This window comes from Microbaculum marinum, from assembly GCF_037855135.1.
Taxonomy (GTDB): Bacteria; Pseudomonadota; Alphaproteobacteria; order Rhizobiales; family Tepidamorphaceae; genus Microbaculum; species Microbaculum marinum.
In genome coordinates this window covers 253828-265910 of the sequence record NZ_JAZHOF010000004.1, presented here as the reverse complement: position 1 = coordinate 265910, position 12083 = coordinate 253828, and the positions used below count along the sequence as shown (strand labels likewise).

Annotated in this window: 8 protein-coding genes; all 8 read left to right on the top strand. The window is 64.2% G+C overall.

Going from position 1 to position 12083, the window contains the following annotated elements; genetic code table 11:
* The first annotated feature begins 100 nt into the window (after positions 1–100).
* The 8 genes from V3328_RS11265 (at position 101) to V3328_RS11230 (ending at position 12024) form a co-directional block, all read left to right on the top strand.
* Positions 101–2842, top strand: a complete 2742-nt coding sequence (locus V3328_RS11265; RefSeq protein WP_340329756.1) for a glycosyltransferase — start codon at positions 101–103, stop codon at positions 2840–2842.
* Between the two features lie 215 nt (positions 2843–3057).
* A complete protein-coding gene (locus tag V3328_RS11260) occupies positions 3058–4485 on the top strand; it encodes an MBOAT family O-acyltransferase (RefSeq protein ID WP_340329755.1) in 1428 nt (475 codons plus the stop codon).
* Positions 4460–5416 carry a hypothetical protein gene (locus V3328_RS11255; RefSeq protein WP_340329754.1) on the top strand — a complete coding sequence of 319 codons (957 nt, stop codon included), beginning with the start codon at positions 4460–4462 and terminating at the stop codon, positions 5414–5416. Before V3328_RS11260 ends, V3328_RS11255 begins: the two co-directional genes overlap by 26 nt.
* A 412-nt stretch (positions 5417–5828) precedes the next feature.
* Positions 5829–6965, top strand: a complete 1137-nt coding sequence (locus tag V3328_RS11250; protein WP_340329753.1) for a helix-turn-helix transcriptional regulator — start codon at positions 5829–5831, stop codon at positions 6963–6965.
* Between the two features lie 216 nt (positions 6966–7181).
* Positions 7182–8135, top strand: coding sequence for a calcium-binding protein (locus tag V3328_RS11245; RefSeq protein ID WP_340329752.1), 954 nt, complete (start codon positions 7182–7184; stop codon positions 8133–8135).
* Between the two features lie 544 nt (positions 8136–8679).
* A complete protein-coding gene (locus V3328_RS11240; protein WP_340329751.1) occupies positions 8680–10389 on the top strand; it encodes a type I secretion system permease/ATPase in 1710 nt (569 codons plus the stop codon).
* Complete coding sequence (locus V3328_RS11235; protein WP_340329750.1) at positions 10379–11743, top strand: HlyD family type I secretion periplasmic adaptor subunit; 1365 nt, start codon at positions 10379–10381, stop codon at positions 11741–11743. Before V3328_RS11240 ends, V3328_RS11235 begins: the two co-directional genes overlap by 11 nt.
* 20 nt (positions 11744–11763) lie before the next feature.
* The gene (locus V3328_RS11230; RefSeq protein ID WP_340329749.1) at positions 11764–12024 is read left to right on the top strand and encodes a hypothetical protein; all 261 of its coding nucleotides are present in this window, start codon (positions 11764–11766) and stop codon (positions 12022–12024) included.
* The last annotated feature ends 59 nt before the right edge of the window (positions 12025–12083 follow it).

The following is a 12083-nucleotide window of genomic DNA, read 5'->3' as shown; positions in this document are numbered from 1 at the left end:
CGTCAGGTTCCGGATCTTGCCGTGCAGGCGCTTGCACGTCGCACTGGATGGTGCACAACGGAGCGGCTGGCTGCTGTGAAGGACCGATGTGGAGTTGAACGTGGACCTGCCCACGAATGAGGTCCGGGGGCTGCGGACCGAGATAGTGACGGGCCGCGAGCTGCCCTCCCGGGACGAGAGCGAGTTGCTTCTGTCCGAGTATGTCCGCCCGGACGTCTATCTGTCGGAAAACGGTCTGGAGGAGACTGCTGATGCGGTACGCCACTATCTGGACACCGGCTGGTCGACAGGCTGTCTGCCGAATCTCTGGTTCAACGCTGTTGCCTACGAGACGGACCTTGCCGGTGCGCTCGCGAACGTCTCGCCTCCGCTCCTGAGGTTTGCGATCCGGGCCCGCGTCGATGCCTCCGAAAGAGCCAGGGTCCTGAAGTTCACCAGCGACCGGCACGCCAGGAAGCTGCTGCGGCCCTTCTTCGACCGGGAATACTACCGCGACCGCTACCGGGATGTCGTAGGTCAACGGATGGATCCGCTGCTGCACTACATGCGGATCGGATGGCGTGAGGGGCGCGACCCCAGCGCCTGGTTCTCGACGCGGTTCTACCGCCAGGCGTACCGCGACGTGCGCGACGCCCAGGTCAATCCGCTGCTGCACTACGCGGTCTTCGGCCAGGGGGAGGGGCGGCGGACCAATGCATTGGGGGCGGAAACGATCCAGACCCCCGAACTGCCGTCGAAGGAGGACTGGGAGCGGATCTTCCGGCGAAACGCACCCCACCACCGGCTCGATGTCGTCGTGCCCGTCTATCGCGGCTATCGCGATACGCTGGCCTGCATCTACAGCGTCCTGACATCCGCCAACCGCACGGACTTCAATCTCATCGTCGTCAACGACGCGAGCCCGGAACCCGAGCTTGCGGAAGCGCTTCGGGAACTGGCGGGCAGGGGCCTGTTCGATCTGATCGAGAACGAGCAGAACGAGGGATTCGTGCGCTCGGTGACCAAGGGCATGCTGTCCAATCCGGACAACGACATCGTCCTCCTGAACTCCGACGCGGTGGTGTCTGGCAACTGGATCGATCGTCTGCGCTACCACGCCAAGTCCGGCCGCGCCGTTGCGACCGTGACCCCGTTTTCCAACAATGCGACGATCTGCAGCTATCCGCTGGCCAACAGCAACAACAGCTACCGACTGGAGATCGCCAGTTCGGAACTCGACAAGCTGTGCAAGCAGACCAACCGCGGCAAGTCGATACGGATCCCGGTCGGCGTCGGATTCTGCATGTGGATCAACCGGGACGCCATCGATCGGGTCGGGCTCTTCGACACGGAAAACTTTGCCAGGGGGTATGGCGAGGAAGTCGACTTCTGCATGCGCTGCGTGAAGGCCGGGCTGCACAATCTGCAGGCGCTGGACGTCTTTGTGCAGCATACCGGCGAGGTGTCGTTCCAGAAGACCGCCATAGCCAACCGGCGTGCCGGTGAGCGGGCGGTCGACCTGAAGCATCCGGAGTTCCAGGGCCGGGTGCGCCGCTTCGTCGATGTCGATCCCTCCCGGGAAGCTCGCGAGGCGCTCGACTGGAGCCGTTTCGCCCGGCACTTTCGCGGCCGATGCGCCGTCTTCGTGCTGCACGACATGGGCGGCGGGATCGAGACGAATGCCCGGGATCTCGCTGATGCGCTGTCGCGTCAGGGAATCGACGTGCTGGCGCTGAGGATCGTCAGGGAATCGATCGCGACGGTTCGCTTCGAGCAGTACAGCGTCGCGCGCGAGATATTCTGTCCGAACATCGGCGAACTGAGCGTCCTTCAGGGCGAGCAGCAGATTCTCGATATCCTGAAGGCGCTGAAGCCGAAATTCGTCCACGTGCATTCCGTCGCCAGGATGCACATCCGCGCGGTCGACAGGTTGTTCGCGGTGTTACGCAACTGCGGCGCCAACCTGTACTACACTTGGCACGACTATACGCCGTTCTGTCCTCGAAACAGCTTCGTCGACGCCGAGGGACAGTACTGCAACGAGGAGGTCGGCGAGCGCTGTGTCTCGTGCATAAGGCAGCGGCCGGCGGTAAGCGAGGCCGGCGGGGATCCCGCTCGTTGGCGGCGGGTGTTCGAGAGGTTTCTCGGCTCCGTCCATACCCAGATCTTGCCGAACCCCGATGTCGCCTCCAGGGCGGAGTTGCTGCCGCGGACCGGGCAATTGCGGGTGCGTCCGCATCCCGAGACCGGCCGCGCGATGGTGCGCTTCACCGAACCGCCGCATGACCGCACGCCGATCAGGATCGCCACGGTCGGCGCGATCGGCCCGCACAAGGGCTCCGACGTGCTGATGGCGCTCGCCCGCGACGCCCGGTTGCGGAGCCTTCCCATCGAATACCTGGTCATCGGCTATACCGACTATCGCGGTCAGGGACCGGTCGCTGAAACCGGCGAATACGGCAGCGACGGCGGAGCGATCCTGCGACTGATGGAATATCGTCCGCATTTCGCACTGCTGCCCTCGATCTGCCCGGAGACCTACGGCTATGCCCTGTCCCTGGCCCTGCAGGTCGGACTGCCGCCGATCGTGTTCGACATCGGCGCGCTCGCGCAACGCCTGACGTCGATTGGCGCAGGAATCGTCCTGCCCTATGAATATTCGGTCGACACGCAGAAGATTAACGACCATATCCTGCAACTCGACATTGCCGAGACCTGGTCGAAGATGACCGGAACGGCAACTCGCGGCGACACGGTGTCCATATCGGACTATTACGGACTGCAGGACGACGATACGGACGCTCCGGACGGTGCCGGGGGGGCAAGGCGCGTCCGCAAGCGGCATCGCCTGCAGGCGACCTGACATCGCCGTGCCGCCTCGCCATAGACCGACGTCCGGGGCGTTTCCAGTCCGCGCTTCCGCGGTGGCTCCCTCAGGAAACCGATCGATGCGCCGCGCGCCCCTCCTCTCGCCATTTCGCGGCATCGCCGGCAGGTTCGGGCAACGGGCGCGGTGCGGGGAGGCTCGTTCGGAAAATGCGCGGCAGCGGCAAGGCCTGGACTTCTGGATGAGTCGGAATGGTATTTAGTTCCTTCGAATTCCTGCTGCTGTTTCTACCGCTAGTTATACTGGGGTTCTGGCTGGCAGGAAAGCTGCACTACTATATTTCCGTTCTATTCCTCATCCTGGCATCCTTGTTTTTTTACGGATATTTCCGTGTAGACTACGTTCTCATCCTGGTGTCTTCGATAGTCGGAAACTATCTTGTCGGCGAGTATCTGCGCGCGCACAAGAGCCGACCGGTCCTGACGCTTGCGGTCGCCGCCAACGTGGCGCTGCTTGTCTACTACAAGTACAGCTCGCTTGCGGTCTGGACGCTGGCCTGGTCGCTGGGCGCGCAATGGCCGCTGCCGGAGATTCTGCTGCCGCTGGCGATTTCGTTCTTCACCTTCCAGCAGATTGCCTATGTCGTGGACTCCTTCCACCGGACGACCGAGCGCGGAAGCTTCCTGGACTATGCGCTGTTCGTATCGTTCTTTCCGCAGCTGATAGCAGGGCCGATCGTCCGTCAGCAGGAGGTGGTTCCCGATATCCGCGACCGCCGGCTGCGGATCGTCGCCTCCAATTTCGCCACCGGCCTGTCGATCTTCGTTGCCGGGCTGGCGAAGAAGGTCGTCCTCGCCGACGAGTTCGCGGCAATCGCCGATCCGGCGTTCGATACGGTCGTGGCCGGCGATCACATCGGTTCGGCCGTCGCCTGGACCGGACTGCTTGCCTACAGCCTGCAGATCTACTTCGACTTTTCCGCCTATTCAGACATGGCGATCGGGATCGGACTGATCTTCGGCTTGCACCTGCCGATCAATTTCGACAGTCCCTACAAGTCGCGATCGATCGTGGAATTCTGGAGGCGATGGCACATCACGCTGTCCCGGTTTCTCCGCGACTATCTGTACATCCCGCTGGGCGGCAACCGGAAGGGCGCAGCCCAGCGGTATGTCAACCTGATGATCACGATGCTGCTGGGGGGCCTGTGGCACGGAGCGGGCTGGTCGTTCATGCTGTGGGGTGGGCTGCACGGCTGCTACCTGGTGGTGAACCATGTCGCCGGCGCCATCGCCTGGAGCCGGATTCCCGGCGCGGCGCGCGTGCTGTCGGTTGTCGCTTGGCCGCTTACGTTCCTGGCGGTGATTTTGGCGTGGGTGCCCTTTCGGGCGTTCGAGGGAACGAGCTTCCTCGACTACTACGCATCACTCGTCTCGTCGGTTGGAGCCATTCCCCCGGCCTACGACGTCCTGATCGTCGCCGTGGGCCTGGGCATCTGCGTGCTGATGCCGAACGTCGCCGAAATATTCGATCTGAAGAAGGCCGACGGCACGGCGCTGGTGCGGTTGCGGTGGCAGCGGACGCGGACCGCCGCCGCGCTCACCGGACTGCTCCTGTTCGTCGCGTTGTTCGTCGTGCTGAAAGGCCGCCCGTATGAATTCATCTACTTCCAGTTCTGAGCGTGGCGGCGCCATCAGGGCGGCGGTCTTCGTGGCGCTCGTCGTCGCGATTGCGGCCGGCCTGTTCGCGGCCCTGGAAGTGGAGGTCCGCGAGGTCAACGTGATCAGGTCGAACGGGGCGGCCAGATACGTGAAGCAGGTGCTCTTCAAGCCGAACAGGCGGATCATCCTGGGCGATTCGCATTTCCTGCCGCTGGGCAGGCGCAAGGGATGGCTCAACCTGGCGCGCGCCGGAATGGCTCCCGGCGAAGCCGGACGCGTCGTCGCCGCCCGCCTGAAGTTCTTCAAGACCACGCGCATCCTGATCGAATCCGGTCCGCAGGTCCTGATGGCCGAGCGCCAGTTCGAGTACCGGAACCTGCCTCCCGAGTCGCTGGTGCGGCAGATCTTTCCCGCCCCCGTTGCGGTACTGGAACCGGCGATCCTGAACTCGATCTGGACGCAGTCGACAAGAGCCGCTTCCGGCTTCGTCGGCAGCGCGGTCGCCGATGCGCATGCCGGCCCCGGCGGACAGCGACAGCGGCGCGCTGCGGGGCGGAAGACGGAGGGGGCGAGAAAACGCGTGCTCCGGCACAATCCGGTGCCGCGCTACGAGACCTCATACGCCTGGCGCCAGCACTGGGCGATGATCGGACGCCTGAGGGAGGCGGGCGTCGAAGTCTGTCTCGTCCAGACGCCGGTGACCGGCAAGTACCTGGACGTGGTCCGCGACCTGAACCGCGTCCGCTACTTTGCCGCTCTCGATGCGCTCGCTCAGGAGGCGTCGGACCGGGGCATCCGGTTCGTGCGCGCCGACCAGTTGGCCTCCGACTATCCAGACCAGCTGTTTCGCGACTACGACCATCTCGGCGCCAGGGGAGCGGACCTGTTCTGGCAGGACGTGCTCGGCGAATGCTTCCCCGGAAAATCGCGGCGCCGGTCCTCGTCGTGAGCACGCGGTGCCGCCCGCGCCGCCGTCGCGCGATGTTTGACATATGCATCAAATGGTTGTGTTCTGTATGCGCCGCCCGATCGGCGCGATGTGCCGCAACCGCGCCGCCGGGTGCGAAGCCGCCTTACGGCATGGCCCGGCGCGGCCGGGCGCGATGTTTGGAATCGCATCGAAAACACGACGCGCTGTGCGGCTGCCGGTAACGGACTATCCCGGTCTCCCGGGCGCATTTGACACGAAAATTCAATGACTGCATACAGGTCGATAGTATTGCGCTTGAAGGAAGATTCAGCCTCGGCACGCCCGAGGAGCGCGGATCCGGTTTCCCTGTGATGGGACCAAATCCGCCGGAATGCGTTTGTGACTTCGGACGTATCGTCGCTCAAGCATTTGCCGGTTCGGGGGGTCGCCAATGAACGTGTTGTCTCAGTCGTCGGCAGATCGGGGACTGGTCGATGCGATCTACGATGCGGGCCTGAGCGTCGATTGCTGGCAAGGGGTGGTGAACGCCCTGGCCCAGCAATTCCCCGGCTCGAAGGTGGTTCTGTTCTCCGAGGACGTGCAGGGCCGGACCGGCATGGCCTTCGTGAACTGCGGCCTCAGCGATAGCGTCGTCGCCAAGTACGCCGCCCGCCTGTCCGGCATCAACCCGTGGGTGCCGGTGGCGGCACGGCTTCCCGCCCATGTCCCGCACGTCGCCGACGATGTGCTTCCCTCCAGCTCGTTCGCCAACACCGAGTTCTACGCCGAATACATTTCAGCGCAGGAGGGAGTGGAAAGCGCCACCTGGATAAAGCTGTACGACGACGAATCGAGGTTCGCGGCGCTGTATGTCCACTATCCCCGCTCGGCCGCCGACAACTACAACAAGGCGGTGCCGATCCTGCTGCGGGAGCTGACCCCGCTGTTTCGGCACGCCATCGAACTGAACCAGCGGATCTCCCGGCGGCCCTCCGAGGCCCTCCGCTCGATCATCGACGCGACCCGGGCGGCGACCTTCGTGATCGGTGCGGACGGGGCAGTCTGGCTGTGCAACAGGGCCGCCGAACTGGCGCTGGACAGTGGCCGGCTGGTCTCGATCGACGACAGCGGCTGCCTGGTTCTGAGCGACCCGGAGCCGCAGTCCCGCCTGCAGGCGCTGCGCGCGCAGTGGTGCCGCCGCCTTGCCGTTACCGACAATCTGGTCTCCGTGAAGCGGCCCGACGGCACCGCCGACGTGTGGACCTTCACGCCGTTCTGCGGCGCGCGCCATGCCCATACCGCGTGGCTGGACAGCGCCGCCCCGCTGCTCCTCGTCTCCCACGAGCGCCGCGAACGCGGCACCGTCATCAACATCGAGAAGCTTTCCAAGGTCTACAAGCTGACGCCGGCCGAGGCGCGGCTCGCCGGCCACATCGCCTCGGGCCGCGCCCTCCGTGAGGCCAGCGCGGAATACAAGATCGCCATCGGCACCGCCCGCAACCAGCTCAAGTCCGTCTTCAACAAGGTCGGCGTTCATCGCCAGAACGAGCTCGTCGCCCTGATCGCCGAGAAGTTCTCCGAGTTCTGAGCCCGCGCCCCGCGGAGGTTCCGGCAGGCCGTGCCGCCGCTGCCCGGAACCGTCCGCCTCGGTGCTGCGCCGCAAAATCGGGATCATCGGGCGTTTCCCCTCCGCTCCGCGGGCGCCTGCCTGCCTGCCAGGAAAATCGCTTCTCCGGCAAGGCCTTGCCGGGTTGATCCGCCTCCAGATCGCGGTCGCCTGACCGTCCTTCCAGCCGTCCCGCTCATGCGAATTGCCCGCATTGCGGTGCCGAAGGAAATCCCAAAAAAAAGCACCTCATGTGCCATTTGGGACATGAAGCTGCTGCGCCTACCGAGTAGGGTGCAGGCTCATTGTTTGATTTGTTGCTCAAGTTCGACGAAGGAGCGCGCCGTGGCTACCATACTTGGAACTGACGCCAAGGAAGATTTGATTGGCACAAAGTACGACGACTACATCGATGCCGCAGGCGGTCGTGACCACGTCATAGGCGGTGACGGCAACGACACCATCTACGGCGGCGCCGGGTCCGACACCATCGAGGGCGGCAACGGCAACGACTGGATCAGCGGCGGCAACGGCAACGACAAGATCGACGCCGGTGACGGCAACGACTTCGTTCTCGGCGGCGGCGGCAACGACTCCATCGACGCGGGTGCCGGCGACGACAAGATCAAGGCCGGCTTCGGCGACGACACGGTGGCCGGCGGCAACGGCAACGACACCATTCTCGGTGCCGCAGGCGACGATTCGCTGGCGGGTGCTCGCGGCGACGACCTGCTCAAGGGCGGCAACGGCAACGACACGATCGACGGTGGCGCCGGCAACGACACGCTGATCGGCGGCAACGGCAACGACGACCTGTTCGGCGGTGACGGCAACGACTCGATCATCGGCGGCAGCGGCGACGACACGCTCTTCGGCGGCACGGGTGCCGACACCCTCGTCGGCGGCAGCGGCTCCGACACCTTCGTCATCGGCCCGGACGACTCGATCGATCTGATCGCCGACTTCGACGCCAACGAAGACGTGGTCGACGTTTCCGGCACTGGCGTGACGAGCATCGACGACATCAACTACCAGGTCGTCGGCGACAGCACGATCGTGACGCTTCCGGACGGCACGCAGTTCGTCATGGCCGACGTCGATCTCAACGATCTGCCCCCGGGCGTGACGCTCGAAGACATCTTCGAATTCTGAGACTGATCCGATCTCGGGATTGTGTTTACGGGCCGCAGCGATGCGGCCCGTTGCATATGTGAACTGCCCCGCCGCGAATGGCCCCTCAGGGGATATTGCCGTTTGGGGCATTCACGGAAATAATGACGACCGTTCAAGGGGAATCGTATGTCCTGGGGCTGTGGGCGTTCCACAGCGGCCCCTCGCGATATGATTCGCTGAAAGCGGTTCGGAGCAGAACGGATCGAGCCGAGGCGGCATTTGGAGCCAGGTGCAGGCGAGCGGGAGTTCGGATGAGGGTTCCGGCGTTCGCCGGTAAGCCCCCACCCCGGAACGGTTTGCCGGCGGCGACAGGCGAAGCCGGTCGCGTTTCGGCCGATGCCGGAGCCGATCCCGTTTCCGGATCGCTTCGCCGATCGCGAACGGGCCGATCGCAAACGGGCCGATCGCAAATGGAATGATTTCCATCTTGCTCTGAACCGCACTAGGATCGAGACAAGAAAACATCGTATGAGAGGCGTCGGGGAGCGGGTTCTCTTTCCAACAGTCAGGTAGGCGACCGACCGTGTTTCTCTCCAGCTCCGATCCGGACATCAAAGCGGCGATCCGAAGCTGTCGTTTCCATATCGGATACGCGGCGGTGTTCAACACCCTCGTCAATCTGCTGCTCCTCGCCTTTCCCCTGTACATGATCAACGTGTTCACGCGCGTGCTCGATTCGCGCAGCAACGAGACGCTGATCGTGTTGTTCGCGGGCTTTGCGATCGTCTTTATCTTCCGCGGCTTCTTCGAAATGCTGGAAGACGCCCTGATGCGTCGCGTCAGTCGGCGAATCGACGGGCGGCTGAGCGAAAGGCTCGTGCAGGCGCTGTTCCGCCAGAAGGCCTCGGGCGAGGGGTCGCCCGGCGGCGCCCAGGCGCTCCGCGATCTCGACGCCTACCGCCAGTTCGTCAGCCAGAGCGCCATCAAGGCGACCCTGGAGGCGCCGTGGGCGGGTCTGTTTATCGGCGTCCTGTTCATTCTCAATCCGCTGGTGGGCATCGTGGCCTTCTTCTCGGTCCTGGTGATGGTCGTCATCGAGATCATCAAGGTCGCCTCCGTGCGCGGCAGCACGGATTCGACGACCAGGTCCTCGCTTGCCTCCTATTCGACGCTCGACCTGTATCTGCAGAGCGCCGAAGCCGTGGTCGGCCAGGGAATGCTGCGCCGGATCATCGGACGGTGGCGGAAGATCCATGATGCCGCGCTGTCCTCGCAGATGCAGGCCTCGGGACGCGCCGAGACGATCGGCACCAGCGCGGGGGTGATCCAGTACCTGTTCCTGGGCATCGTGATCGCCGTAGCCGCGGCCGAGATCATCAACGGCGAGGCGCCGCCGGCCATCCTCTTTGCCACGATGATCCTGTTCCGGTTCGCCATGCGCCCGGTCCAGAAGGTTATCAGCGCCTGGAGCCAGTACGTGCCGGTTCGTCAGGGCCTGGCCAGAATCGAGCAGACGCTGGCCTCGGTTCCGCCAATGCAGGAGAAGATGCCTGTGCCCAAGCCGGCGGGCATCCTGACGGTGAAGGGGCTGATCTACGTTCCCAAGGGATCTCAGAAGCCGATCCTCCGCAACATCAACTTCGGCGTCGAGGCCGGACGCTCGGTCGGCATCGTCGGCCTGGCGGGATCCGGCAAGACGACGCTGGTGCGGGTCATCACCGGGTGCGTGAAGCCCTCCGCGGGGCAGGTGCGGCTCGACGGCAACGACGTGTGGTCGTGGGCGCAATCGGGCGAGCGTTGGTACATCGGCTATCTTCCGCAGAACGTGCAGATCCTGCCGGCGTCGGTGGCCGACAACATCAGTCATTTCGGCGAGTTCGACGAGGAAGCCGTTGTCGATGCCGCCCGCATGGCGGGCGCCCACGAGATGATCCTGCGGCTGCCGATGGGCTACGACACGCTGATCGGGCCCGGCGGGCATCCGGTGTCCGGCGGGCAGCGCCAGCTGATCGGCCTCGCCCGGGCCGTCGTCGGCTCACCCTCGATGGTGGTGCTGGACGAGCCGAACTCGAACCTCGATGGACCGGGTGAGGATGCGCTGATGCGGTGCGTCGCATCGCTCAAGGCCAGTGGCGTCACGGTGGTGATGGTCTCGCACAGGGCAAGCCTCATTCGCCAGCTCGACAAGACGGTTCTGCTGAAGGAAGGCCAGATGGTTGGCTTCGGCGAGACAGAGGAAGTATACGCGCAGCTGGGGCGTCCGGTACTCGTGAAGAAGAAAGATGCAGGTTAAGCGAAGGAAGCGCGCTCGCGCGCTCGACAGGCCGACTATCGACCTCAGCGTCGAGAAGACGACGAAATCCGACGACGGAGTCGGACGGATCGCGCTCTACGGCGGCCTGACGGCTCTGTCGTTTCTGATGGCCATCGTCATCTGGGCCTCGACCATGCACGTCGCCAGCGCGTCCGTTGCAAGCGGCAGGGTCACCGTCGAGGGTAGCCGCAAGGCCATCCAGCATCGCGATGGCGGGCCCGTCGAATCGGTCCTGGTCCACGAGGGCGAGAAGGTCTCGAAGGGCCAGCCGCTGGTTGTCCTGGACCTCTCCGACGAACGCGCCCAGGAGTCCGTCTATTCTGGCCTCAGGATCCAGTACCTGGCTCGCGTGGCACGGCTGGAAGCCGAGGCCGCCGAACGGGAGACGGTGGAATTCCCTGCCGCGTTGGTCGATTCGGTCGACGATGATCCGCGGATCGCGGCGATGATGCAGCAGGAGAAGGATATCTTCCACTCCAAGCTGGGCGCGCATGAGGGCAAGATCTCCCTTCTGCAGCAGCAGATCGAGGGCGCCAAGAGCCAGATTGCCGCCCTCAACGGCAGCATGGATGCGACCCAGCGACAGCTCGAGCTGATCAAGGACGAAATCACCGAGATCCAGCCGCTCGTCGAGAAGGGTCTGATCACCCGGCCGCGCATCCTGGCGCTGGCACGGACCGAGGCCGAACTCGAATCGACCATCGAGCAGGTCAACGCGTCGCTCTCCGAACAGAAGAGCATGATAGACCAGGCGACCATCAGTATCGCCCAGCTGAACAAGGACCGGCTCGAGACGACGAACAAGGAGCTGGGAGAGGCAAGGGCGCAGCTGTCCGACGTGGAGCCCAAGCTGAAGGCGATCCGCGAGCGGCTGGCGAGGGGCACGCTCGTCGCTCCGGTGGACGGGTATATCTACAACCTGACGGTCTTCGGCCCCGGCGCCGCAATCGTTCCCGGGCAGACTGTGATGGAAATCGTTCCCAGCGACGTCGATCTCGTTCTGTCGGTGGAGATTCCGGTCAACAGCATCGACGACGTGCGGCCGGGGCAGACCGTGATCGTCCACCTGCTGGCCTATCAGCAGCGCTACCAGTTCCAGATCTACGGCACCCTGAAATCGATCTCCTCCGATGAGATGGAAGATCCGGATCGGCAATGGAAATATTACCGCGGCACCGTTACGGTCGACCCCGAGGATGTGGCCAGGAACGGGGCGGAGCTGATTCCGGGCATGCCGGTAACGACGATGATTCGCACCGGCGACCGGACGATCATGGCGTATCTTCTCGATCCGCTGACCAGGATGTATGAATTCGCGTTTCGTGAAAGTTGAACACAGGGAAGGTTCGTTAAATGGCATCAGGACGTTTGGGCTCACTCTCCTCGCAGCTGGATTCGGGGCCGGTTTCCAGGGCGATCGAACTGGTTGGCGACAGCCCGGAATTGGTGGCCCTCGCCCTCCTGCGGCAGATCGCGCACATCGAGGGCAAGTCCACCGCCGCGGTCGATCGCAAGTGGATTCTCGAGACCTACAGCGAGTGCCTGGACGTCGTGCGCGGGGGTGACGCCGATGGCGGCTCCGGCAGGGCGGCGAAGGGGCGTGCGGCGAAATAGCAGTCGCCGCAGGCTTCATGCCCGGCATTGGCTGGCGATCGGCACGTCCGGCGCCTGAT